Here is a 22,967-nt window from a genome sequence, read left to right as displayed (position 1 = left end):
CCTCCGCCCCCGTCGGGGCATGTTATGCGACGCCGCACATCAGTTCAATAATAGTGAACAAAATTGTCTGAACAATTCACTTTTTAACTCATGAGAAACTCATAAATTCCGGGTTATCCCTAGTGCGGCGTCTACCTGGGGTATTCCGCCTCGGTCAGCACACCGCGCCTTAGTCAAGGAACGAAAGGAACGCCCATCATGAACCGCCCTCTGTCCGCCGCCGCCAACGTCAATGCCTCGCGCCCGGCCATTGCCACGCCGGTCACCCCGCTCGGCCTGTTCTTTCGCGCCGTCGAGCAGTGGCGCCTGCATTACGAACAAACGCGTCAGGCCGAAGCGCTCGCAGCGTTCGATGAGACCTCGCTCGCTGATGTGGGCTACGCACGCGACGCATTCGGCCTGCGTCAGACGTCGCGATAAGTCACTGTCCGAAACTCGCCAAAAGCCCCCGAAAAGTGAGGGAAACGGGGGCTTCGCTGCGCTATAATTGCGGTTTTCCCGAATTCGCAATAGTCATAGCTCATGGAAGCAGAACGTCTCAACGCCCTCGAATCCCTGCTCGCCGACCTGCGCACCCGCGTTGGCGAGCTCAGGGGGTATCTTTGACTTCGATGTCAAGCAAGCTCGCCTGACCGAAGTCAACAAGGAACTCGAAGACCCCAACATCTGGAACGATTCCAAGCGCGCCCAGGCGCTGGGCAAGGAAAAGAAGGCGCTCGATAGCGTGGTCACCAACCTGACCGAGCTCGACGCGGGGCTTTCCGATACGCAGGAACTGTTCGACATGGCCCGCGACGAGGGCGACGAAGACTCGCTCGTGGCGCTGGAAAGCGACACGCAGGGTCTTGCCGCACGCGTGGGCGAGATGGAGTTCCGCCGGATGTTCAACAATCCGGCCGACCCGAACAACTGCTTCATCGACATCCAGGCCGGCGCCGGCGGTACCGAGGCAAACGACTGGGCCGGCATGTTGCTGCGCCAGTATCTGCGCTATTGCGAACGCAAGGGCTTCAAGGCCGAAGTGCTCGAAGTGTCGGACGGCGACGTCGCCGGCATCAAAAGCGCCTCCATCAAGGTCACCGGCGATTACGCTTACGGTTATCTGCGCACGGAGACCGGCGTGCACCGTCTGGTGCGCAAGTCGCCGTTCGACTCGTCGGGCGGCCGTCACACCTCGTTCGCCAGCCTGTTCGTGTATCCGGAAGTCGACGATTCGATCGACATCGAAATCAATCCGGCCGACGTGCGTACCGATACGTATCGTGCCTCGGGCGCGGGCGGTCAGCACATCAACAAAACCGACTCCGCCGTGCGTCTCACGCACATCCCGACGGGTATCGTGGTGGCCTGCCAGAACGACCGCTCACAGCACCGTAACCGCGCCGAAGCGTGGGACATGCTCCGCTCGCGTCTGTTCGAGCACGAAATGCGCAAGCGTCGTGCCGAGCAGGACAAGCTCGAATCGAGCAAGACGGATGTGGGCTGGGGGCACCAGATTCGCTCGTACGTTCTCGACCAGTCCCGTGTGAAGGATCTGCGCACCAGCGTGGAAACCGGCAACACCGGCAAGGTGCTCGATGGCGATCTGGACGATTTCATCTCGGCGAGCCTCAAGCAGGGCGTGTAAGGAATGGCGTTTGTCCGCACGCTGGCCGTGTGGGTGGTGGGTGCGCTGTGCATGCAGCGCGCCGCCGTTGCTGCCCCGGCCAGTACGCCGGGCGCACCGGGTGCAAGTCCCGAGACGGGACCGTACCTGCATGAACTGTTGAAGCGCCCGGATTTCTCGGGCGCCTATGCACGCATCGTTGCACCGCGCACCGTGCCCGCGTGGGTGCGTCAGGGAGGAACGTCAACGCCGTCGCAACGTGTGAGCGTCGCCGGCAAACCCTGGCTGCTGGTGCAGAGTTGCAAGCCACACGACTGCCCCAGCGAGTACGTCCACATTTTGTACGAACCGCGCTCACAGGCGATCGCGGCGCTGTTTGTGCGAGACCCGAGTGCAACGGCCAATGCCAGCCCACATCAGGACCGCACCGAACTGATCTGGCTGGGTGCGCCCGACGGCTCGCTCAAGAATGCCCTGCTCCACACGCTGCGTTTTACCGAATAACCTCATCGTTCGCATCATGACCGATCAAAACACCCCGGCCGACTCGGCCAATCAGGCAACCGACCTGCCGCAGGACGACAACAAGCTCATCGCCGAGCGTCGCGAGAAACTGTCGGCGATTCGTGCGGGCGGCGTGGCATTCCCGAACGACTTCCGCCCCGGGCAGCACGCCGGCGAACTGCAAGCGCGTTACCGGGACGTCGACAACGAAACGCTCGAAGCCGAACCCATCGCCGTGTCGGTGGCCGGTCGCATGATGCTCAAGCGCGTGATGGGCAAGGCAGCCTTCGCCACCGTGCAGGACGGCAGCGGTCAGATCCAGTTCTTCATCGGCCGCGATGACGTCGGCGCCGACTCGATGACGGCATTCAAGGGCTGGGACATCGGCGACATCATCGCCGCAACCGGCACGCTGTTCCGCACGCGTACCGGCGAACTGTCGGTGAAGGTCAAGGAGCTGCGTCTGCTCGCCAAGGCGCTGCGCCCGCTGCCGGACAAGTTCCACGGCCTTGCCGACCAGGAAACGAAGTATCGCCAGCGTTACGTCGATCTCATCACTTCGCCGGAGACGCGCAATACGTTCCGCGCCCGTGCGAAGGCCATCGCATCGATTCGCCAGTACATGACGAACGCCGACTTCATGGAAGTCGAAACGCCGATGCTGCACCCGATTCCGGGCGGTGCGGCCGCCAAGCCGTTCATCACGCATCACAACGCGCTGGATATGCAGATGTATCTGCGTATCGCGCCGGAGCTTTATCTGAAGCGCCTGATCGTCGGCGGCTTCGAGCGCGTGTTCGAGATCAACCGTAACTTCCGCAATGAAGGTGTCTCGCCGCGTCACAATCCGGAATTCACGATGATGGAGTTCTACGCAGCCTATACGGACTACCGCTGGTTGATGGACTTCACCGAAGCCTTGATCCGCCGTGCCGCCGTCGATGCGCGAGGTACCGCGACGATCGAATATCAGGGCCGCGAACTGGATCTGTCCAAGCCGTTCCATCGTCTGACGATCGTCGAAGCGATCCGCAAGTACGCACCGGAATACACCGATGCGCAGCTCGCGGACATCGATTTCGTGCGTGGTGCGCTGGGCAAGTACGGCGTGAAGGTCGACGCACCGCAGTTCAGGAACGCCGGTCTCGGCGCATTGCAACTGGCTCTGTTCGAAGAGACTGCGGAAAGCCAGTTGTGGGAGCCGACTTTCATCGTCGATTACCCCGTGGAAGTCTCGCCGCTGGCACGCGCTTCGGACACGGTGCCGGGCATTACCGAGCGCTTCGAACTGTTCATCACGGGTCGTGAGATCGCCAACGGCTTTTCGGAACTGAACGACCCGGAAGATCAGGCCGCACGTTTCCGTGCGCAGGTCGAGCAGAAGGATGCCGGGGACGAAGAAGCGATGTACTACGACGCCGACTATATTCGCGCGCTCGAGTACGGCATGCCCCCGACGGGCGGCTGCGGTATCGGCATCGATCGACTGATCATGCTGCTCACCGACAGCCCCAACATTCGCGACGTGCTGCTGTTCCCGCACCTGCGTCGCGAAGACTGATCGTCCGGTACGCGACAAGCATCATGCAAAGCCGCGGCCCTGACCCTTTTCGGGGCTGCGGCATTTTTCATCACGATGTCGGCCGCCCGGGCGAGGCCACCCAGTCAATGTCGCGTCGTCTGGCGTCGCTGATCTCAGCGGGTTTCAGCCGCCCCTACGGAGGTCGCCGCCGTCGTCGATGCTGGCGAGCAGGCTTCGCGCCGACGCGTCAGCGCGTCTTCTCCCTCGCGGCCAATAAGCGACTCTCGCCAGTTCGTACCGGCGCATTCGCGCAGGAAATCGGAGAGTTCAATGGCCGCGACGGTCTCGGATTCACCGTTGGGAGACGGACGGGCCGCCGTCTGTGTGACGTTGGACAAGCAGTCGACCCATCCACCGGCATGCATGTGGAACGACACGATACGAGCACATATCTCGTCCGCGAGATCCCCGTGCTCGTAAGTCGCAAGATGCGGCAGCACGGCACGGCCGACCGCACGGAACAGCGCGGTATTCGGGTCCGCCGCCCACGCCGCCTCGTCGATTGACGGCATCACGGTGCGCCAGGACGGCGCCAGTGCCCGCCACCCGAGATCGTATTCGAGCGCCGCCACCGTCCCCGGCTCGAAACCCGGCTCACGGATGTAGACCGAAGGGAGCGACAGCGCTTCCATCGTCGCAAATTCGCTGGCGCCTCCCGGCGCGCTTGCAGTGCGGGCTCGCGCCTCAGATCGCGCATCCGATGACGCACCCGATGACGCACCGGTTTGGGTCTCCGGCCCCACAGCCGTTCGCGAACCCGCATCGACGCCCAAGCCCAGACACGACATACGATCCGCGATGTCGGCGGCCACCTGCCCCGGGCGCACGTCCGCCGGGCATCCGTTGAGCGGGCGTGTTGCACCCTGCGCCTCCATCCAGACGGCGCTCGCACGGTTCTCGGTAAGAAATGTCACGCGATCCAACCCGGTCGGCAGATTCATGACGGTACGCCCCTCGACTTGCACCTCAACGGGTGACGTGCGAGGCAACACCGTGGTGCACTGCGTTCCGGCGCGCGGTTCGGCGACAGCACGAAGCACGCGCGCACCTTCGAACGCTTGCACGAATGCGTCACTCGATATCTCCGTCGACGCAACGGGCGAGACAAATAACGACGACGCGCGCCCGGTTGTCTCCGGGGCGATCGGTACGGGATGTGCGTTTGTGAGGTGCGAACTCGCCGTATATGGCGATAACGAAGGAAATGCTGGCATACGTGGTCTCCGGTGGCGGCAGCGGATGTGCCTTCACCGAGTCTAGGAAGCCATACCCGTCACGTTATCGGGTCGCGAGGGCAGATTGTGTGAAACGAGACAATACGAAATGCCTGTTTCAGAAAGCCGGTATTCCGCGATAGGCAGACGGCCACTCGCCATCGAGCCGCAACCAGCCACGAGAAATGGGGAGGATTGCACCGCTCGATGCGCCTTCGATCAACTGACGCAATGCCAGCGACGACAGGGTTTTCGTGTCGGTGGGAAACGCCACGACAAACGTGCGGTTGACTGCGATGGCGGCAAACTCCTTCGCTTCGAAATGCTCGACCATCGACTGGTAGAGGTTGCCCAGTACCAATGCACCAGCAGGCGCCATCCAGTTACCACGAGAGCCGCCGATCATCGTGCCGTCGTCGAGCCGGGCAATGCCGAATTCGAAATGCCGCGCGGCCCATGCCCGTGACAGGTTCGACGCCGCCTGGGCGAACATCGCTTCAAACGTCAGCCCCGCCAAGTGCAAATCCCGGCCTTGCAAGCGCCGAAGTCCCGCTGGGCTATCGACTACCAACGTCACGAAGACATCGTCGGAAAACGGTTCGCTGACGTCGCCTTCCGCGTCGTGCGTATCGACCCACGCGCGTGGCACGACGTACGGATAGACATGTGCGTGACTGGCCGTATCCAGCGGACTTTCGAGGGGCGCAAGGGTATCGATCATAAGCGTGGGACCACCCGATGGAAGTGACGTTCACAGGCAATGGGTGCCATTATGCGGGCATCGAAAGTGCCGGGCGCCGGGCGCGGCAGACGATCATCAGCATCAATGCGGGTAGCAGCACGACACCCCACTGCCCCATGGGCGTCCACAGGGCCGCAAGGTACGCTTGTAACGGCAACAACCAGATTGCGGCCAACAATCGTCCGCCGAGCCACGCTGACAGCCCATCCGATGAGCAGGCCGGGTCAGGGGGACGAATGGCGGAAGCGCGGTCGCCGACGTTGGGCGCGCCGAGGCACAGCAGCGGCACGATCAACCACACCAATTCGTAATACAGCAGATACGGCTGAGACAGCAGCGTTGCCATGATCGCGGCGGCTACGCTCAAGGACAACGACGCGCCTGTCGCCCAAAGCCACGCCGCAAACAAGATGGACGGCACAGCCACGGCACCGTATAGCGCGTAGGCCGCGGGCAACGTCGCTCCGTGAAGACGCGCAAACGCAAATATCGTAGGCATCGCATGCCAGATGCCACCGCCGCCCTGCTGAACCACTTCGGCGTTGAACTTCGATACGGACGTGAAGAAGGCCCCCCACAACGACCAGCCTTCCCATGCCAACGTGAGCGCGCAGCATACGCCCCCAGTGAGCAGCATCGTCAATAACGCGCGCCACTGGCGGCCGCATACCCACCACAACGGCAGCAATACCGCAAACTGCGGCTTGATAACCAGAAGGCCACCGCACACGCCGGCAAGGAGCGGCCGTGAAGCCGAGCAGGAAAGCGCAACGGTCATCAACAGCAGCGTGACTACCGAATTTTGCCCCGCCATCATCGCAATCCATAGACCGGGAAATGCCATGACCACGAGCCATGGCCAACGCGCCTGCGAACGCCAGTGCCATACGGCGGCAGCGTACAGGGCAACGCTGACACTCGCATACACACCGTATGCCCATCGGTACGGCATCGCCGATAACGGCTGGATGAGCCATTGGTAGGTGGGGGGATAAAGCCAACGCCCGGTTTCGGTGTATGCAGGAAAGAACTGATGTTGTAGCGCACCGAGCGTCGCGGTGTCGAAGGCAGCAAGCGCACCAAGATGCGTGGTGATCCAGGAAACGGTCCAGTAGACGCGAAAGTCATGGCCTAATGGCGGCATCCCCGCCGTTCCCTGCGCTTCGCTCGTCAACCAACTGTAGGCCCACGCCCCTAGCGCGAGCCACTGCAACAGCATGACCGCGCCCGCCGCAAATTCGACTCCACGGGCCAGCGCGGCACCGCCGGTCGACACCCCCCTCCGGGCCAATGGCAATTTGGACGATGCCGTCTGTCGATTCACGTCATGCTTCTCCAACGACTTGTTTCTTTTGTTAAGAGCGGCGCCCACACGCTTCGTGAAGCGGACGCTCAGAAGACAAAAATCACCATATTTTTCAATTACTTAAATCAACAAAAACCGATACCCGGCGGACGCCCCGACGATGCACATCTTACATCGCGTTACAAAAAGAAACGGATGCACTCGGCGCCGTGGCGGACACTTTTCTCATGCGAAACCGCCCGTGCACGCCAGCACGCAGAAAGGGGGTCGCACTCACCGCACGATGGAGAAAAGAACATGGATAACGATCTGCAACCGCGCCGCATGCATCCGCTGGTCGCTGCCGCAGCCGGCAGCATCGTCGTCGTCAGCCTGCTCGGGGTCGCCGCCATTACTGGCGTGCTGCCTGTCGCCAGGAGCACCGACGGCCCGATATCGACGAACTCGACGAACTCGACGAATCCGAACAACAACAACGCACAATACGCACTAACGGGGCCTCAACAAGCGTCGCTTTCTAATTCGTACGGTTCGACCAATTCGTCTAAATCGCAACCGACAGCGACGCAAGCGCCGCAGAGCGCGCAGTACGCAGCGCCTCAAGCCCCCGCTCAACGCGCCCCGGCGCCGCAACCGTCGTACGCGCAGCAGGCGGCCGCGCCGTCGCAATCACGTGCGGCAACGTGTTCCACGTGCGGTACGGTGCAGTCCGTCGAGCCGATTCGCACGGAAGGGCACGCCACCGGTCTGGGTGCTGTCGGCGGTGCCGTCGCAGGCGGCCTGCTCGGCAACCAGTTCGGCGCCGGCAACGGCCGTACGGCAATGACGGTGGTCGGCGCGCTGGGCGGGGGCCTTGCCGGCAACGAAGTCGAGAAGCGCGTGCGCTCCGACACGGTGTATCGCGTCTACGTTCGCATGGACACCGGCAAGACGCGCTACTGGACGTACCAGTCCGCACCAGGCGTTCAGCCTGGGGACCGCGTACGCCTGGAGAACAACGGGTTGGTGCGCGCAAGCTGAGTCTCATCGCCCGCCTCTCCCCTATCCTTCCCCTATCCCTCCCCTGTCCCTCCGCCGTTCGAACCTCGACGCCAAAACGCAAAAGCCGCTCTTTCGAGCGGCTTTTGTCTTGAATCGTCGTCAGGCGAACTCAGGCGAAACGCGAGGCGCGCGCCTGACAACACATTCGTCGATCAATCTGCCTCGTCGATCCAGGCCAATTGAATGGCTTCCAGAATCTTCTCGCCGGAGCGATCCGGGGCGTCGTCGAATCCGTCGAGCGCCAGCACCCACTTATGCAGGTCGGTGAAGCGCACGTATTGCGGGTCGACATCGGGATGCGCCTCCGTGAGCGCAATCGCGATTTCCAGGCTGTCGGTCCATTTCATGGGAAGCTCCTTTGTGCTGTCTCGTCACCTCGCGATACGCATCGGTATCGATCAGTGATTTTCCTTGGCGTGATTGATCGTGTACTTCGGAATTTCGACGACCAGATCCGTGTCGTCCGGCATCAACGTCTGGCACGACAGACGCGACGTCGGCTCCAGCCCCCAGGCCTTGTCGAGCAGATCTTCCTCTTCGTCCTCTGCCGGCTCCAGCGATTCGAACCCCTCGCGCACGATCACGTGGCACGTGGTACATGCACACGACAACTCGCAGGCGTGTTCGATTTCGATATGGTTATCCAGCAACGCACGGCATACGGACGTGCCCGGCGCGACCTCCAGCACGGCCCCCTCGGGGCACAGCTCGACGTGAGGTAATACAACGATTTGTGGCATGGCTTTGAATTCCGTGTGTGTCTTACAGTTTGTCGATGTCCGCCACGCGGCGGCCGGCCAGCGCGGCCCGGATGCTCTTGTCCATACGGCGCGCAGCAAAGGCATCCGTCGCATGCGACAGGGTTTCGGTGGCCGCCTTGATCGCTGCCTGATCGTCGCCGGAAGCCTTCTGACGCAGGTCGGCCAGCAGGCCGTCGATCCGCGCGCGCTCGTTCGCATCCAGCAGTTCCGGATCGGCTTGCAGGGCGCTGTCGATGGCGACGAGCAGACGTTCGGCTTCGACCTGCTGCTCACGCAGCGCGCGGGCGCGCATGTCCTGCTCGGCGGCGCCGAAACTGTCCTGCAACATGCGCGAAATGTCCTCATCCGCCAGACCGTATGAAGGCTTGACTTCGATGGACGCGGCCACGCCGGAATGCATTTCCTGCGCGAAGACCGACAACAGACCGTCGGCATCGACCTGATACGTGACGCGAATGCGTGCGGCACCCGCCGTCATCGGCGGAATGCCGCGCAACTCGAAGCGCGCCAGCGAACGGCAATCGGACACCAGTTCACGCTCGCCTTGCAGCACGTGAATGGCCATCGCCGTCTGACCGTCCTTGAAGGTGGTGAACTCTTGCGCACGTGCGACCGGGATGGTTGCGTTACGCGGAATGATCTTCTCGACCAGCCCGCCCATCGTCTCGACACCGAGCGAGAGCGGAATCACGTCGAGCAACAGCCAATCGTCGCCTTCGGCCTGATTACCCGCCAACAGATTGGCCTGCACGGCCGCACCCAGCGCAACGACCTGATCCGGATCGAGATCGACGAGCGGCTCACGGCCGAAGAAATCCGCCACCGCGGCACGGACCTGCGGCATGCGCGTTGCACCGCCCACCAGCACCACACCCTTGACGTCTTCGGGGCCCATGCCCGCGTCACGCAATGCCTTGCGCATCGGTCCGATCGTGCGTTGCACGAGCGGCGCGCCAAGCGCTGTGAATTGTTCGCGCGTCAGTTCGAGCGCGACTGTGCGCTCGCCCGACAGCGTCACCGCGAGGGACGCGCGCTCCGCGTCGGTCAACGCTTCCTTGGCGGTACGCGCGTGGTCCAGCAAACCGCGTACGTCTTCCGGCGTCAGCGAGGCCGTATCGATTCGCGCTGCCTGCACGGCCCAGCGATAGATCGCCAGATCGAAGTCGTCGCCGCCAAGTGCCGAATCACCCCCAGCAGCCAGCACTTCGAACACGCCTTTAGTCAGGCGAAGGATGGAGATGTCGAATGTGCCGCCGCCGAGATCGTAGACAGCGTAGAGCCCTTCCGCCGCGTTATCGAGGCCATACGCAATGGCCGCGGCGGTCGGCTCGTTGAGCAGACGAAGTACATTCAGACCGGCAAGGCGCGCGGCGTCTTTGGTCGCCTGTCGCTGCGCATCGTCGAAATACGCAGGTACCGTAATCACGGCACCGACGAGATCGTCACCGAGCGTGTCTTCCGCGCGCTGACGCAGTGTCGCGAGAATCTCGGCCGATACTTCCACCGGACTCTTGACGCCCCCGGCGGTCGTCATCTGCACCATGCCAGGTGCATCGACAAAATCGTAAGGTGCGTTGTCCGCATGCGCGACGTCGGCCAGTCCACGTCCCATGAAACGTTTTACGGAAACGATGGTGTTACGCGGATCGGTGGCGGCAGCCGCCTTGGCCTCGTACCCGATCTGCGTACGGTGGCCGCCCAGATAGCGGACAACCGACGGCAGCAGTACGCGGCCTTGTTCGTCGGGAAGGACTTCCGCCACACCGCTGCGCACGGAGGCAACGAGCGAGTGCGTCGTGCCGAGATCGATGCCCACGGCGAGTCGCCGCTGGTGCGGCGCGGGGGACATGCCGGGTTCGGAAATTTGCAGAAGGGCCATGACTTTGCAGTACGGGCGACGCGCCGACGCGTGCACCCTGTTCTCAAGCAGTTCTCAAAGACAAGTGGCGGCGCCGCACCGGGCCGTCACACGTTTTCCAGCATTTCGATGCGCTGCGCGATGTCTTCCTCCGCGCGCACAATGAACATCAGTTGCCGAACGGCTTCCGCCGCCGGTTGCCACGCCGCGCTGTCGAGCCAGTCGCCGAGTTTGGCGAGCCGCACACGACGGTCGTCGCGCAGCGATCTGGCCAGCGCGTCGAGCGCACCGACGTTACGCGCCGCAACGGCGTCGTCGATCGCTTCACGCCACTCCATTTGCTGCATCAGGAAATCGGGGGCCATCGCGGTGTTGTTCTCCGCGCCCACGTCGATGCCCTGCAACGTCAGCAAATAGGTGGCACGCTGCAACGGATCGCGCAGCGTACGGTACGCGGCGTTCGCCTGCGCAGCCCATTGCATGGCGACACGACGCTCAGCATCGCTCGCACTCGCGAATCGATCCGGGTGCACGCGCGATTGCACGGCACGGTACGCGGCCTCGAGCGCATCGGTATCGAGCGCGAAGCCCTGCGGCAGATCGAACAGCGTGAAATAGTTGTCAGTCAATGCACTCATCGCGCCCATTCACCACGTTTGATCTACGTCCGGGCCCGCATTCGGCCCGTAAAAAAAGCGGCTCGCGCCGCCTTGTTGCCTACGCTACTGCCTTTGCCCGCCCACGTGCCCGCCGTCTCATTCGTCGGAGGGCTCGCCACGCTCGCATTTGCGGCAAGGCAGTTCACTGCCGAGCATCGCCTCACGGCCGGCGGGACTTTGCGTCCATGCCCGGATCTGCCACGGAGGAAGATGCCGGACATGTTGCCCATGCCCGCATGCCAGTCGCGCCACCCATTGGCCTTCGCCGTCTTGCCGAAAACCGATGATCTTGCGCAGTGGCGCCGATGAGGGCCGCATCAAGGGCGGTGCAGCGTGGCGGTGCAGCGTCAGACGCGGAACGACTCACCGCAGCCGCACTCGTCCTTCACGTTCGGGTTGTTGAAGCGGAACCCTTCGTTCAGGCCTTCGCGCGCGAAGTCGAGCTCGGTGCCGTCGATATACGGCAGACTCTTGGGATCGACGATTACCTTCACGCCGTGGCTTTCGAAGACCGTATCTTCGCCCGCCACGTCGTCTGCGTACTCCAGCTTATAGGCCAGGCCCGAGCAGCCGGTCGTCTTCACGCCCAGCCGCAGGCCCACGCCCTTGCCGCGCCGCGCCAGATAACGCGAAACGTGCTGCGCGGCCTTCTCGGTCAATGTAATGGCCATCTTGCCTGCTTCCTTATGAGTCGCGCCGCTTACGCAGCCTTGGCCGTTTCAGCCGTCTGGCCGTGCTTCTGCTTGTAGTCGGCGACCGCCGCCTTGATGGCGTCTTCAGCCAGAATCGAGCAGTGAATCTTCACCGGCGGCAGCGCCAGTTCCTGCGCGATTTCGGTGTTCTTGATCTCGAGCGCCTGATCCAGGGTCTTGCCTTTAACCCACTCCGTCACCAACGACGACGAAGCGATGGCCGAGCCGCAACCGTAGGTCTTGAACTTGGCGTCTTCGATCACGCCGGCTTCGTTCACGCGGATTTGCAGCTTCATCACGTCGCCGCAGGCGGGTGCGCCGACCATGCCCGTACCGACGGCGTCGTCGCCCTTCTCGAACGAACCGACGTTACGCGGGTTTTCGTAGTGATCCAGAACTTCCTTGCTGTACGACATGGCTAACTCCTTGAATGCTCAGTGTGCGGCCCACTGGATCGAATTCAGATCGACCCCGTCCTTGTACATTTCCCACAGCGGCGACAGATCGCGCAGCTTGCCGATCTTGCTCTTGAGCAGTTCGACCACATAGTCGACTTCCTGCTCGGTCGTGAAGCGACCCACCGTGAAGCGAATCGAGCTGTGCGCCAGTTCGTCGTTGCGACCCAGTGCGCGCAGAACGTACGAAGGCTCGAGCGAGGCCGACGTGCACGCCGAACCCGACGACACCGCCACATCCTTGATCGCCATGATCAGCGATTCGCCTTCGACAAAATTGAAGCTGATATTCAGGTTGTGCGGGACACGCTGTTCCATGTCGCCGTTCACATACACTTCTTCCATTTCCGTCAGGCCGGTCAGCAGACGATCGCGCAGCATACGAATGCGCTCGTTCTCGACGGCCATTTCTTCGCGAGCCAGGCGGAACGCTTCGCCCATGCCCACGATCTGGTGCGTGGCCAGCGTACCCGAACGCATGCCGCGTTCATGGCCGCCGCCGTGAATCTGCGCTTCGATACGCACGCGCGGCTTGCGACGCACATACAGTGCGCCGATCCCCTTCGGACCATACGTCTTGTGCGCCGAGAACGACATCAGATCGACCTTCAGCGCAGCCAGGTCGAGCGGCATCTTGCCCGTTGCCTGAGCGGCATCGACGTGGAAAACGATGCCCTTCTCCCGGCAGATTTCCCCAATCGTCGCGATATCCTGAATCACGCCGATTTCGTTGTTCACGGCCATGACCGACACGAGAATCGTGTCCGGGCGCAGGGCTGCCTTGAAGACTTCCAGATCCAGCAGACCGTCGTCCTTGACGTCCAGGTAAGTGACTTCGAACCCTTCGCGCTCAAGTTCGCGCATCGTGTCGAGCACCGCCTTGTGCTCGGTTTTCACGGTGATGAGATGCTTGCCCTTGCCTTGATAGAAGTGCGCAGCCCCCTTGATGGCGAGGTTGTTCGACTCGGTCGCGCCCGACGTCCATACGATTTCGCGCGGATCGGCGTTCACCAGCTTGGCGACTTCCTCGCGCGCCTCTTCCACCGCTTGCTCGGCAGCCCAGCCGAACGAGTGGCTGCGCGACGCCGGGTTGCCGAACTGCTCGCGCAGGTACGGCAACATCTTGTCCACGACGCGGGGGTCAATCGGCGTCGTGGCGCTGTAGTCCATGTAGATGGGGAGGTTGAGGGTGTCGTTTTTCATGGGGTGCTCCAGGATCGTGCCGTGGCGCCTGTTATGAACGGGCCATATCAAAGACCGAATTGGGGATACGCGTCGTCATTGTCTGGTTGCTGTTACCGGACTCGCGCGTGTCGCGCAGCACAGCCTGCTGGGCCTGCTTGCTGCGTTGCTGCTCGACGAGGTCGCGCAGCGAAACGGAATCAAGATACTCGACCATCTTCTGGTTGAGCGTTGCCCACAGCTCATGCGTCATGCAGTGGCCGCGATGACCGTCCTGGCCCTTCTCGCAGTTGCCCTTGCTGCCGCACTGTGTGGCGTCGAGCGGTTCGTCGACCGCAATAATGATGTCGGCGACCGTCACCTCTTCCGCGCGGCGCGCGAGACTGTAACCACCGCCGGGGCCGCGCACGCTTTCCACGATCTCGTGGCGGCGCAGCTTACCGAACAGTTGTTCCAGGTAAGAGAGGGAAATTCGCTGACGCTGACTAATGCCCGCAAGCGTCACGGGACCCGCGTCCTGGCGCATGGCCAGGTCGATCATCGCCGTGACGGCGAAACGGCCTTTCGTGGTAAGTCTCATGATGATGCAGGGGATTAATCTCGACTATTTTCGTCAAGTATAAATTCCCTACGAATTTAGTCAAGTACTTCTGGCCTGCTTTTTGCGAAAGTTCCCGATTCCATTTGTGAAAATTCTTATTTTTCGGGACGAACGTCCATTTGCGGAACACGCGGCGGAAACAACAGCACCAGAGGATTGCGCAGCACGGCGCGCCAGATGGCGCGGTGGATTTGCCGACGGTCGCCCAATCGCAGTGGACGCGATCTGAGCGCCATGTGGAATGCTAACGCAAAACTGACGCCGACGTTGAGCAGCCCCATCGTCGCAACGCCTGCGAAGGCGAGCCAGAGCGCCGGATCGTGCAATACCGGCATACCAAGCACGCCCATCGACGTGGCGATCGAGCCGGTCGACAGCGTCACGTGACGGACTTCGAACGGCAGGGCAAAGGCTGTCAACACCGCCGGAACCAGCCCCAACATGAAACCCAGCGTGAGATTGCCGAGCACTGGCGCAATATGCCGGCGGCACCAGTCCGCAAATCGCGCAGCCCCATTTCGTCCGAAAACAAACCGCAGACGACGGTTGTACGCAAGTACGTCGCCGATGCCGTGCAACGCAAACCAGTTGTCGGCCCATCCGGAAATCAGGCTCGAACACCAGAGCAGCACACCCGTTAAGGCCGCAAAGAACGGCGTCACTCCGAGAATCGAGAACGAATGCAACGTCGCGTGCGCCTTCTCCGGAGAAATTGTGTTCACGCCAAGCGCTGACGACACGGCCCATTGCACCAGCAGACAGAACGGGAAGACCATCGCCAGATTCCCGAAAATCGCCGCTGCCTGCGTACGCACCAGCGCGATCACTTCTCCTACGAAGGCGTCCATGCCTTCGGGCGTGTCGACGTCGTCCAGCTTGCTGGCAATGGCGGGTGCCGTCATCGCCGGTTGTTTGGTCGCCAACGTGAAATGGCAGAAATGCATGAACACGAAGCACAGCGCATAGTTGGCGCCTGCGAGAAACCCCTCGACCACCGTGGGCAGGTGCGCACCGGCAATCAGAAATTTGATGTAGACGGTCACCACGGTCACCAGACCGCCACCGCAGGCCATCTTCAGCATCGAAAAATATTCGCCGCGGTTCCGGGCGATGTAATGCTCGCCCGTCTCGGCGCTGCGCTCGACGACCTTACGCGCAAGCAATCCAAACGACGTGCGGGCCAGTTCCCCCACGCTCTGGCTCGCTCGATTGGCCCGCACCAGATCCGCGACCAGTCGCACGCGAGCGGCGGCCCGTTCACCGCGGTCCCCGTACGTCAACCAGGCCTCCAGCAAGCGTTCGAGCCGGCGAATCCGCGTTTTGGCGCGCTCGACCTGAAACACGATGTCTACGCTGACACCGTTCTCGTCCAAATGCGCGTACACCTCGCGTATGGCACGCCCGCAATCGTCCAGCAGGGCGCGAAAGACGTTGATCCGCTGCACGAACAGTTGCGAGGGCGGTGCCCCGTGCGCGAACTCCTGCCCCGCGTCTTCCAGTGTCTGCATGGCGCGCCCGAGCCGATAAAACGGCGAATCGGTAACGCGCGAATACGTCAGGCGAGAGCGCACGGCCTGCGACATCCCGGTCGATGCGATCTGATCGACGAGGTGGTGCATGGCGGCGAGCAGGTCTTCGGCAAACGGGTTCCAGTCGGTCTGTGCATCTTCGGCCTCGCCGTAATGCAGCAACGCAATGAGATCGCCCAAAAGGTCGGGTGGCATCGCGCCGATCCAGTCGGCCGCGTCACCGTCCGGAAACATCAGCGCGCACAGCGCCGACAGGTCGCGCCGCGTCGGCGGGGGCGGAATCAGCGCCTTTTCGATTCGCTCGGCCAATGCCCCCCAAAACCCCGGGCGCACCGGCATGCCGGTGTCGCATAGTAAGGAAATCGCATCGCTGTCGTTGATGACGCTACGCAACGAACGGGCCACCGGCAATCGCCACTGCGGGTTCCGATCGAGCATTTGCAGCAGATAGCGCAAGCGGGTATGCGGCCGATACCGGGCCGCCTCGCCTTGCGCACGATCTTCATTGACGATCGCTCCACGCTTTTGCACCCAATGCGCCAATTCGATGAGCCATTGATTACGGACCGCCAGCGGCGCAGACGGATCGGCGTGCGCGAGCAGTTCGTCGAGTTGATGGCCGGCATGACGCGAAGCGCGCCATTTGCGCCAGTACGAACGAAGCGAATTGAGCATCGATTAAAACCGGAATGAAAAGGAGAAAACTACGGACGAATGCATGTCGGCCCAATCAATGTCGGCCAATCATCGTGCGCCGGGGAACCGGCGCTTGATCGGAGGCTTGATCGGCGGCTTGATCGGCGCTCAATCGGCCGCCCCCAAGTGGGCGAGAAAGCCATCCAGACCGTCTTCAATATAGTCGAGCACGGTTTCAAATCCTTGCGCACCGCCGTAATAGGGATCCGGCACTTCGGTCGCATCGTGACGCGCCGCAAAATCCATCAACCGTACGATCTTGTGACGAAATTCGGGCGGACAACGCAGCATCAGTTCGGCAACGTTAGCGTTGTCCATGGCAACGATCCATTCGAACCGCTCAAAGTCGCTCGCCTGCACACGACGCGCCCGCAACGCACTGAGGTCGTAGCCACGCCGTTGGGCGGCGGCTTGCGTGCGCGCATCGGGCGCATGACCGATGTGATAGCTGTGCGTGCCGGCCGAATCGATCTCCACGATACCGCGCAGCCCTGCGCGCTCGATGCGATCACGAAATATGCCGTCGGCGGTCGGGGAACGACAAATGTTGCCCATGCAGACAAACAGGACCGAAGTCTTCTTCATTTGAATTTGAAAGCTGGATTGACGATGCGTCGAACGTCTCCGTGCGGCGCCCGCGCTTTTCAGAGACGCACCCCGCGCTCAGGCCTTCGGTCCGAGCTCCGCCTCGCTCGCACCGTCGGTACCGAACACCAGCGCCTTGATGTGCAGCAGTTGATCGCGCACCTTGGCGGCCTTTTCGAACTCCAGGTTCCGGGCGTGCTCCTGCATCTGCTTTTCGAGTTTCTTGATTTCCCGGGCCAATTGCTTTTCCGACATGTCCTGATAGTGCGCCTGCTCTTTGGCTTCGGCCAATTCCGCCTTGGCGTCCTGCGGATCGTAGACGCCGTCGATGATGTCCTTGATGCGCTTTTTCACACCCTGCGGCACAATACCGTGCGCCTCGTTGTACGCCATCTGCTTGGCGCGACGCCGCTCGGTCTCACCGATGGCCCGTTTCATCGAATCGGTCATCTTGTCGGCATACAGAATGGCCGTGCCGTTGACGTTACGCGCCGCGCGTCCGATCGTCTGGATCAACGACCGCTCCGCGCGCAGGAAACCTTCCTTGTCGGCGTCGAGAATCGCCACCAAAGAGACTTCCGGAATATCCAGCCCCTCGCGCAACAGGTTGATCCCGACGAGCACGTCGAACGCGCCCAGACGCAGGTCACGGATGATCTCTACGCGCTCGACGGTGTCGATGTCACTATGCAGATAACGGACCTTCACGCCGTTGTCCGACAGGTACTCGGTCAATTGCTCGGCCATGCGCTTCGTCAGCGTCGTGACGAGTACGCGCTCTTGCACCGCCACTCGCTTGTTGATTTCGGAGAGCACGTCATCGACCTGCGTGCGCGCGGGGCGTACCTCGATAGTCGGATCGACCAGCCCTGTGGGCCGTACCACCTGCTCCACGACCTGCCCGGTGCGTTTTGCCTCGTAATCCGCGGGCGTTGCCGAGACGAAGATCGCCTGACGCATCTTGCGTTCGTACTCCGCAAATTTGAGCGGGCGGTTATCGAGCGCCGAGGGCAGCCGGAAGCCGTAATTGACGAGATTTTCCTTACGCGCCCGGTCACCGTTGTACATGCCATTGAACTGGCCGATGAGCACGTGCGATTCGTCGAGGAACATCAGCGCGTCGGGCGGCAAATAATCGACGAGCGTCGGGGGCGGTTCGCCGGGCGCAGCGCCGGACAAATGGCGTGAGTAGTTCTCGATGCCCTTGCAGAACCCAAGCTCCTGCAACATCTCCAGATCGAAGCGGGTGCGCTGCTCGAGACGCTGCGCTTCGACCAGCTTGCCTTCCTTGTAAAAAAAGTCCAGGCGCTCGCGCAATTCGTCCTTGATCGTTTCGATGGCGCGCAGCACCGTGTCGCGCGGCGTGACGTAGTGCGAGGACGGATACACCGTAAATCGCGGCACCTTCTGACGCACGCGCCCGGTGAGGGGATCGAACAATTGCAGCGAATCGACCTCGTCGTCGAACAATTCGACACGCAGCGCCAACTCGGCGTGTTCCGCCGGGAAGATATCGATGGTGTCGCCGCGCACGCGGAACGTGCCGCGGCCGAAATCCGTCTCGTTGCGGGTGTACTGCATCGCAATCAGCCGTGCGATGATTTCGCGCTGCCCCAGTTTGTCCCCCTGGCGCACGGTCAGAATCATCTGGTGATATTCGCTCGGATTCCCGATACCGTAGATCGCGGATACGGTCGCCACGATCACGACGTCACGCCGCTCCAGCAGGCTTTTGGTCGCCGACAAACGCATCTGTTCGATGTGCTCGTTGACCGACGAATCCTTCTCGATGAAGAGATCGCGCTGCGGAACGTACGCTTCCGGCTGGTAGTAGTCGTAGTAGGAGACAAAATACTCCACCGCGTTTCGCGGGAAGAACTCGCGAAACTCCGAGTACAACTGCGCGGCGAGTGTCTTGTTCGGTGCAAACACGATGGCGGGCCGCCCCATGCGGGCGATGACGTTGGCCATCGTGAATGTCTTGCCCGAGCCCGTCACGCCAAGCAGGGTCTGGAAGGCAAGTCCGTCGTCGATGCCCTCGGCCAATTGTGCGATCGCCGTTGGCTGATCGCCTGCCGCGGGGAACGGGCAGTACAGCTGATAGGGCGAATCCGGAAACGTCAGAAACTTGCTTTCGTCGAGATCGTTGTCAGCCGCAGGAGTCATGGCGGGGCGCGAACATGAGGGACGTAATCCGGCATTTTAGCGCGTCGGACAATTCCCTGAGTCCGATGGGTAACAGCACGCAGATCGGTATCCACGGCGCGCAGCACCGGGGCTACCGACCGATGGGTCGGACGTGTTCCCACACGATTTCGTCAATTTCTGGCAATAGGTGGCACTTTTCGTGCCGAAAAGACAGGAATTCGCGTGCGGCGCACCGGTGTTTACCACAAGCGCGGGTAATCTTCGCTAAAATAGCCCGCTGGGCCGATCCTGCGTAAGTTGCGGCCGACCCGCTGCATTTTCCTACTACCTGCCTCGAGCCGTCGAAATGACCCTCTTTTCCGCTGTCGAACTCGCCCCGCGCGACCCCATTCTTGGCCTGAACGAAGCCTACAACGCCGATCACCGTACCAATAAGGTGAACCTGGGCGTGGGCGTGTATTTCAATGCAGAGGGCAAACTGCCGCTGCTCAAGGCCGTGAAGGCAGCGGAAGAACAACGTGTGGCAGCCGGTCTGCCGCGCGGCTATCTGCCGATGGAAGGTATTGCCGCCTACGACAAGGCCGTGCAGGAAATGCTGTTCGGCAAGGAATCGCCCGTGCTGGCCGAAGGCCGCGTGGTCACCGCCCAGGCGCTGGGCGGCACCGGCGCGCTGAAGATCGGCGCCGACTTCCTCAAGCAACTGAACCCGAACGCCACGGTCGCCATCAGCGATCCGAGCTGGGAAAACCACCGTGCCCTGTTCTCGACCGCCGGCTTCAACGTCGTGTCGTACCCGTACTACGACGCCGCATCGCATGGCGTGAACCTGACCGGCATGCTCGACATGCTGGGCAAGGAGCCGGAAGGCACGATCGTCGTGCTGCACGCTTGCTGCCACAACCCGACCGGCGTCGACCTGACGATGGAACAATGGGCGCAAGTCGTGGACGTCGTGAAGGCGCGCAAGCTGGTGCCGTTCCTCGACATCGCCTATCAGGGCTTCGGCGACGGCATCGATGCCGACGCCGCCGTGGTTCGCCTGTTCGCTGCCGCCGGCCTGAACTTCTTCGTTTCGAGCTCGTTCTCGAAGTCGTTCTCGCTGTACGGTGAACGCGTTGGCGCGCTGTCCATCGTGACCGGCAACAAGGACGAGTCGGCCCGCGTGCTCTCGCAACTCAAGCGCGTGATCCGCACGAACTATTCGAACCCGCCGACGCACGGCGGCTCGGTGGTTGCCGCAGTGCTGGGCAACGCCGAACTGCGCGCCCTGTGGGAAGAGGAACTGGCCGAAATGCGCGAGCGGATCCGCGCGATGCGTCTGGCCCTGGTCGAAAAGCTCCGCGCCCATGGGGTGGACCGCGACTTCTCGTTCGTGATCAAGCAACGCGGCATGTTCTCGTACTCGGGCCTGAGCGCCGATCAGGTCGAACGCCTGCGTGAAGAGTTCGGTATCTACGCCGTCAGTACCGGCCGCATCTGCGTTGCCGCGCTCAACGACAAAAACATCGATCACGTCGCTTCGGCAATCGCTCAGGTCCTGCGCTAAAACGCTCGACCGGCGAGAAATTCCCGCCCAACGAGAAAGCCCGCCAACGCGGCGGGCTTTTTTTCGCCACACGATTGCTGCAACGCAGCATCGATAGTTTATAACAATCGGACGAATAAGCTAACACTATCGTCTTGATGCGGAAATGCCATATATCAGGGTTATGCTGCGTTGCACAGCCGCGATAAACGGTTGCATAATTCCCCCATCATCCGCCTCAGGGCACACAACATGCTGTATCAGATTCATGAGTACAACCGTGCGTGGCTGAATCCTCTCACCACGTGGGCCAAGGCGGCGGCGACGACATTCGTCAACCCGGGCAGCCTGCTTGCCATGATGCCGGGCGCCCCCCGCATCGCCGCCGGATACGAATTGCTCTACCGGCTCGGCAAGGACTACGAGAAACCCGAATTCAACATCAAGGCAGTCGAAGTCGACGGACACAACATCCCGGTCGTGGAAATGACCGCGATGGAAAAGCCGTTCTGCCGGCTGCTGCGCTTCAAGCGCTACGCAGATGATGCGGGCGCGGTCGGCCAACTGAAAGACGACCCGGTGGTGCTGGTCGTGGCTCCCCTCTCGGGTCACCACGCCACGTTGCTGCGCGACACCGTGTCTACGCTGCTCAAGGACCACAAGGTGTACATCACCGACTGGGTCGATGCGCGCATGGTCCCGCTCGATGCCGGGTCGTTCCATCTGGACGACTACGTTGCGTACATCCAGGAATTCATTCGCCACATCGGCGCGGAAAACCTGCATGTCATCTCGGTGTGCCAGCCGACGGTGCCGGTGCTGGGTGCCATTTCGCTCATGGCATCCAATGGCGAAACAACGCCCCGGACCATGACGATGATGGGCGGCCCGATCGACGCTCGCAAGAGCCCGACCGCGGTCAACTCGCTGGCGATGAACAAGTCGTACGAGTGGTTCGAGAATCACGTGATCCACGCCGTCCCGTCGAACTACCCGGGGGCAGGCCGCCTCGTCTATCCGGGCTTCCTTCAGCACGCGGGTTTCGTCGCGATGAACCCGGACCGCCACCTGAAGTCTCACTGGGACTTCTATCTGGACCTGATGCGTGGTGACAACGACGATGCCGACTCGCATCGCCGCTTTTACGACGAATACAACGCCGTGCTCGACATGTCGGCCGAGTATTACCTCGACACCATCAAGACGGTGTTCCAGGACTTCAGTCTGGCGCGCGGTACGTGGGATGTGGCCGGCGAGCGCGTGCGCCCTCAGGACATCAAGACCACGGCGCTCTTCACGATCGAAGGCGAACTGGACGACATTTCGGGCAGCGGCCAGACGCAGGCGGCTCACGAACTATGCACCGGCATTCCGGCCAAGCGTCGCGCACACTTTACCGCGCCGAAGTGCGGCCACTACGGGATTTTCTCGGGCAGCCGCTGGCGTAACGTGATCTATCCGCAGATTCGCGACTTCATCGCGAAGCACGCCTGAGCGTCAATCGCTATTGGCGAAGGCCATAACGAAACCGCCGCGTGAGCCTAAGCCCACGCGGCGGTTTTGTTTTCGAGGCACGGTCCGGATCGGCAGCAAATAGGCTTGCCGTGGCGATCCGTTTATCGCGTACGCAACGAATCCAGCAGCATCTGCGTATTGAATGACGCGTACGTCTTGCGCGCCGCATCGCCCATGACGTCACGCCCCATCACGATGGACAACGTATGGCGATTGGACATCACGTAATAGCCCATCGCCGAAATCGTCACGTACAGGTCGACCGGATCGATGCCCTCGCGAATCTCGCCGCTTGACTGACCGCGTTTGAGCGTCTCGGCAAGCAAATCCACAATCGGCGAAACCTGCTGGCGAATCTCGGTCGACTGGCGCATCGACTTCGCCTCGTGCAGATTTTCGTTGTTGATGAGTTGGATCAGTTCCGGGTGGTCGGCGTAGTAGTCCCACACGAAATGGGCCAGTTCGGCAACGGCGTCGAGCGGTGGGAGCAGATCGAGCTTGAGCGCGTGCTCCGCGCGGTTGAACTCGCCATAGACCTCTTCGAGCACCGCGAGATAGAGCTGGTCCTTGTTGCCGAAGTAGTAATAGAGCATGCGCTCGTTGATCTCGGCTCGCCGCGCGATGCTATCCACGCGCGCCCCACTCGACCCGCGTTCTGCAAACTCCTCGATCGCCGCAGCAAGAATGCGCTGGCGGGTGCGTTCCGGGTCGCGTTTGATCTTGGTTTCTCGTGTTGTCATGATCGGCCGGTCGTTCTCATCGGGCG

The 22,967-nt window shown here is 61.9% G+C and carries 23 protein-coding genes; 7 read left to right on the top strand and 16 right to left on the bottom strand.

Annotation, left to right across the window (positions count from 1 at the left end; all coding sequences use genetic code 11):
• Positions 1 to 198 precede the first annotated feature (198 nt).
• The 4 genes from AB870_RS08075 to lysS all read left to right on the top strand — a co-directional run bounded on the left by AB870_RS08075 (position 199) and on the right by lysS (position 3,671).
• The gene (locus AB870_RS08075; RefSeq protein ID WP_047907608.1) at positions 199 to 420 is read left to right on the top strand and encodes a hypothetical protein; all 222 of its coding nucleotides are present in this window, start codon (positions 199 to 201) and stop codon (positions 418 to 420) included.
• A 102-nt stretch (positions 421 to 522) separates the two neighbouring features.
• A protein-coding gene (prfB, locus tag AB870_RS08070) for a peptide chain release factor 2 (protein WP_174554720.1) occupies positions 523 to 1,627 on the top strand; the annotation gives its coding sequence in 2 pieces (ribosomal slippage) (positions 523 to 594 and positions 596 to 1,627; 1,104 coding nt in all).
• A gap of 3 nt (positions 1,628 to 1,630) precedes the next feature.
• Positions 1,631 to 2,110 carry an Ivy family c-type lysozyme inhibitor gene (locus AB870_RS08065; RefSeq protein ID WP_053059623.1) on the top strand — a complete coding sequence of 160 codons (480 nt, stop codon included), beginning with the start codon at positions 1,631 to 1,633 and terminating at the stop codon, positions 2,108 to 2,110.
• A 16-nt stretch (positions 2,111 to 2,126) separates the two neighbouring features.
• Positions 2,127 to 3,671 (top strand): lysine--tRNA ligase, encoded by a 1,545-nt coding sequence (gene lysS / locus AB870_RS08060; RefSeq protein WP_047907607.1) that lies wholly within the window; start codon positions 2,127 to 2,129, stop codon positions 3,669 to 3,671.
• Between the two features lie 134 nt (positions 3,672 to 3,805).
• Here lysS and AB870_RS08055 read toward each other — a convergent pair whose 3' ends face one another.
• The 3 genes from AB870_RS08055 to AB870_RS08045 all read right to left on the bottom strand — a co-directional run bounded on the left by AB870_RS08055 (position 3,806) and on the right by AB870_RS08045 (position 6,972).
• Entirely contained in the window at positions 3,806 to 4,756 is a 951-nt protein-coding gene (locus tag AB870_RS08055) for a hypothetical protein (protein WP_047907606.1), read from the bottom strand.
• 268 nt (positions 4,757 to 5,024) lie between these two features.
• Positions 5,025 to 5,627 (bottom strand): hypothetical protein, encoded by a 603-nt coding sequence (locus tag AB870_RS08050; protein ID WP_047907605.1) that lies wholly within the window; start codon positions 5,625 to 5,627, stop codon positions 5,025 to 5,027.
• A gap of 49 nt (positions 5,628 to 5,676) precedes the next feature.
• Positions 5,677 to 6,972 (bottom strand): glycosyltransferase family 87 protein, encoded by a 1,296-nt coding sequence (locus AB870_RS08045; RefSeq protein WP_157112273.1) that lies wholly within the window; start codon positions 6,970 to 6,972, stop codon positions 5,677 to 5,679.
• Between the two features lie 279 nt (positions 6,973 to 7,251).
• Between AB870_RS08045 and AB870_RS08040 the strand changes: the two genes are divergently transcribed.
• Positions 7,252 to 7,974, top strand: coding sequence for a glycine zipper 2TM domain-containing protein (locus AB870_RS08040; RefSeq protein ID WP_047907603.1), 723 nt, complete (start codon positions 7,252 to 7,254; stop codon positions 7,972 to 7,974).
• A gap of 173 nt (positions 7,975 to 8,147) precedes the next feature.
• On the opposite strand, the gene iscX is transcribed toward AB870_RS08040, so the two are convergent.
• The 12 genes from iscX to uvrB all read right to left on the bottom strand — a co-directional run bounded on the left by iscX (position 8,148) and on the right by uvrB (position 19,179).
• Entirely contained in the window at positions 8,148 to 8,342 is a 195-nt protein-coding gene (gene iscX, locus AB870_RS08035; RefSeq protein ID WP_047907602.1) for a Fe-S cluster assembly protein IscX, read from the bottom strand.
• A gap of 51 nt (positions 8,343 to 8,393) precedes the next feature.
• Complete coding sequence (gene fdx / locus AB870_RS08030; RefSeq protein WP_047907601.1) at positions 8,394 to 8,735, bottom strand: ISC system 2Fe-2S type ferredoxin; 342 nt, start codon at positions 8,733 to 8,735, stop codon at positions 8,394 to 8,396.
• Positions 8,736 to 8,757: 22 nt separating this feature from the next.
• Positions 8,758 to 10,635 (bottom strand): Fe-S protein assembly chaperone HscA, encoded by a 1,878-nt coding sequence (hscA, locus tag AB870_RS08025; RefSeq protein WP_047908962.1) that lies wholly within the window; start codon positions 10,633 to 10,635, stop codon positions 8,758 to 8,760.
• An 86-nt stretch (positions 10,636 to 10,721) separates the two neighbouring features.
• Positions 10,722 to 11,252, bottom strand: coding sequence for a Fe-S protein assembly co-chaperone HscB (gene hscB / locus AB870_RS08020; protein WP_047908961.1), 531 nt, complete (start codon positions 11,250 to 11,252; stop codon positions 10,722 to 10,724).
• A 117-nt stretch (positions 11,253 to 11,369) separates the two neighbouring features.
• On the bottom strand, positions 11,370 to 11,591 hold the full coding sequence (locus AB870_RS25555) for a DUF3565 domain-containing protein (protein ID WP_084663448.1): 222 nt from the start codon (positions 11,589 to 11,591) through the stop codon (positions 11,370 to 11,372).
• Positions 11,592 to 11,620: 29 nt separating this feature from the next.
• Positions 11,621 to 11,944 carry an iron-sulfur cluster assembly protein IscA gene (gene iscA, locus AB870_RS08015; RefSeq protein ID WP_047907599.1) on the bottom strand — a complete coding sequence of 108 codons (324 nt, stop codon included), beginning with the start codon at positions 11,942 to 11,944 and terminating at the stop codon, positions 11,621 to 11,623.
• A gap of 29 nt (positions 11,945 to 11,973) precedes the next feature.
• A complete protein-coding gene (gene iscU, locus AB870_RS08010; protein ID WP_047907598.1) occupies positions 11,974 to 12,381 on the bottom strand; it encodes a Fe-S cluster assembly scaffold IscU in 408 nt (135 codons plus the stop codon).
• A gap of 18 nt (positions 12,382 to 12,399) precedes the next feature.
• Entirely contained in the window at positions 12,400 to 13,623 is a 1,224-nt protein-coding gene (locus AB870_RS08005) for an IscS subfamily cysteine desulfurase (RefSeq protein WP_047907597.1), read from the bottom strand.
• A gap of 31 nt (positions 13,624 to 13,654) precedes the next feature.
• On the bottom strand, positions 13,655 to 14,182 hold the full coding sequence (gene iscR, locus AB870_RS08000) for a Fe-S cluster assembly transcriptional regulator IscR (RefSeq protein ID WP_044455252.1): 528 nt from the start codon (positions 14,180 to 14,182) through the stop codon (positions 13,655 to 13,657).
• Positions 14,183 to 14,298: 116 nt separating this feature from the next.
• Positions 14,299 to 16,407 carry a site-specific recombinase gene (locus tag AB870_RS07995; protein ID WP_047907596.1) on the bottom strand — a complete coding sequence of 703 codons (2,109 nt, stop codon included), beginning with the start codon at positions 16,405 to 16,407 and terminating at the stop codon, positions 14,299 to 14,301.
• A gap of 129 nt (positions 16,408 to 16,536) precedes the next feature.
• The gene (locus tag AB870_RS07990; protein ID WP_047907595.1) at positions 16,537 to 17,013 is read right to left on the bottom strand and encodes a low molecular weight protein-tyrosine-phosphatase; all 477 of its coding nucleotides are present in this window, start codon (positions 17,011 to 17,013) and stop codon (positions 16,537 to 16,539) included.
• A 78-nt stretch (positions 17,014 to 17,091) separates the two neighbouring features.
• The gene (gene uvrB / locus AB870_RS07985) at positions 17,092 to 19,179 is read right to left on the bottom strand and encodes an excinuclease ABC subunit UvrB (RefSeq protein WP_047907594.1); all 2,088 of its coding nucleotides are present in this window, start codon (positions 19,177 to 19,179) and stop codon (positions 17,092 to 17,094) included.
• Positions 19,180 to 19,507: 328 nt separating this feature from the next.
• Between uvrB and AB870_RS07980 the strand changes: the two genes are divergently transcribed.
• Together AB870_RS07980 and AB870_RS07975 are read left to right on the top strand one after the other, a co-directional pair.
• Positions 19,508 to 20,707, top strand: coding sequence for an amino acid aminotransferase (locus tag AB870_RS07980; protein WP_047907593.1), 1,200 nt, complete (start codon positions 19,508 to 19,510; stop codon positions 20,705 to 20,707).
• Positions 20,708 to 20,938: 231 nt separating this feature from the next.
• Positions 20,939 to 22,180, top strand: coding sequence for a polyhydroxyalkanoate depolymerase (locus AB870_RS07975; RefSeq protein ID WP_047907592.1), 1,242 nt, complete (start codon positions 20,939 to 20,941; stop codon positions 22,178 to 22,180).
• Positions 22,181 to 22,302: 122 nt separating this feature from the next.
• Here AB870_RS07975 and AB870_RS07970 read toward each other — a convergent pair whose 3' ends face one another.
• Positions 22,303 to 22,941 carry a TetR/AcrR family transcriptional regulator gene (locus AB870_RS07970; protein ID WP_047907591.1) on the bottom strand — a complete coding sequence of 213 codons (639 nt, stop codon included), beginning with the start codon at positions 22,939 to 22,941 and terminating at the stop codon, positions 22,303 to 22,305.
• Positions 22,942 to 22,967: the final 26 nt, after the last annotated feature.

This window comes from Pandoraea faecigallinarum, assembly GCF_001029105.3.
GTDB lineage: Bacteria > Pseudomonadota > Gammaproteobacteria > Burkholderiales > Burkholderiaceae > Pandoraea > Pandoraea faecigallinarum.
Note: the sequence above shows the minus strand (reverse complement) of the source record. Positions and strands in the feature narration are given on the sequence as shown.

Bases quoted from the DNA above. Each gene is read 5' to 3' on its own strand.
- AB870_RS07970 (WP_047907591.1), bottom strand. From the start codon at position 22,941: ATGACAACACGAGAAACCAAGATCAAACGCGACCCGGAACGCACCCGC.
- lysS (WP_047907607.1), top strand. From the start codon at position 2,127: ATGACCGATCAAAACACCCCGGCCGACTCGGCCAATCAGGCAACCGAC.
- iscR (WP_044455252.1), bottom strand. From the start codon at position 14,182: ATGAGACTTACCACGAAAGGCCGTTTCGCCGTCACGGCGATGATCGAC.
- AB870_RS07980 (WP_047907593.1), top strand. From the start codon at position 19,508: ATGACCCTCTTTTCCGCTGTCGAACTCGCCCCGCGCGACCCCATTCTT.
- uvrB (WP_047907594.1), bottom strand. From the start codon at position 19,179: ATGACTCCTGCGGCTGACAACGATCTCGACGAAAGCAAGTTTCTGACG.
- iscX (WP_047907602.1), bottom strand. From the start codon at position 8,342: ATGAAATGGACCGACAGCCTGGAAATCGCGATTGCGCTCACGGAGGCG.
- AB870_RS08040 (WP_047907603.1), top strand. From the start codon at position 7,252: ATGGATAACGATCTGCAACCGCGCCGCATGCATCCGCTGGTCGCTGCC.
- iscA (WP_047907599.1), bottom strand. From the start codon at position 11,944: ATGGCCATTACATTGACCGAGAAGGCCGCGCAGCACGTTTCGCGTTAT.
- AB870_RS07975 (WP_047907592.1), top strand. From the start codon at position 20,939: ATGCTGTATCAGATTCATGAGTACAACCGTGCGTGGCTGAATCCTCTC.
- AB870_RS08075 (WP_047907608.1), top strand. From the start codon at position 199: ATGAACCGCCCTCTGTCCGCCGCCGCCAACGTCAATGCCTCGCGCCCG.
- iscU (WP_047907598.1), bottom strand. From the start codon at position 12,381: ATGTCGTACAGCAAGGAAGTTCTGGATCACTACGAAAACCCGCGTAAC.
- AB870_RS07995 (WP_047907596.1), bottom strand. From the start codon at position 16,407: ATGCTCAATTCGCTTCGTTCGTACTGGCGCAAATGGCGCGCTTCGCGT.
- hscA (WP_047908962.1), bottom strand. From the start codon at position 10,635: ATGGCCCTTCTGCAAATTTCCGAACCCGGCATGTCCCCCGCGCCGCAC.
- AB870_RS07990 (WP_047907595.1), bottom strand. From the start codon at position 17,013: ATGAAGAAGACTTCGGTCCTGTTTGTCTGCATGGGCAACATTTGTCGT.
- hscB (WP_047908961.1), bottom strand. From the start codon at position 11,252: ATGAGTGCATTGACTGACAACTATTTCACGCTGTTCGATCTGCCGCAG.
- AB870_RS08065 (WP_053059623.1), top strand. From the start codon at position 1,631: ATGGCGTTTGTCCGCACGCTGGCCGTGTGGGTGGTGGGTGCGCTGTGC.
- AB870_RS08050 (WP_047907605.1), bottom strand. From the start codon at position 5,627: ATGATCGATACCCTTGCGCCCCTCGAAAGTCCGCTGGATACGGCCAGT.
- AB870_RS08005 (WP_047907597.1), bottom strand. From the start codon at position 13,623: ATGAAAAACGACACCCTCAACCTCCCCATCTACATGGACTACAGCGCC.
- fdx (WP_047907601.1), bottom strand. From the start codon at position 8,735: ATGCCACAAATCGTTGTATTACCTCACGTCGAGCTGTGCCCCGAGGGG.
- AB870_RS25555 (WP_084663448.1), bottom strand. From the start codon at position 11,591: ATGCGGCCCTCATCGGCGCCACTGCGCAAGATCATCGGTTTTCGGCAA.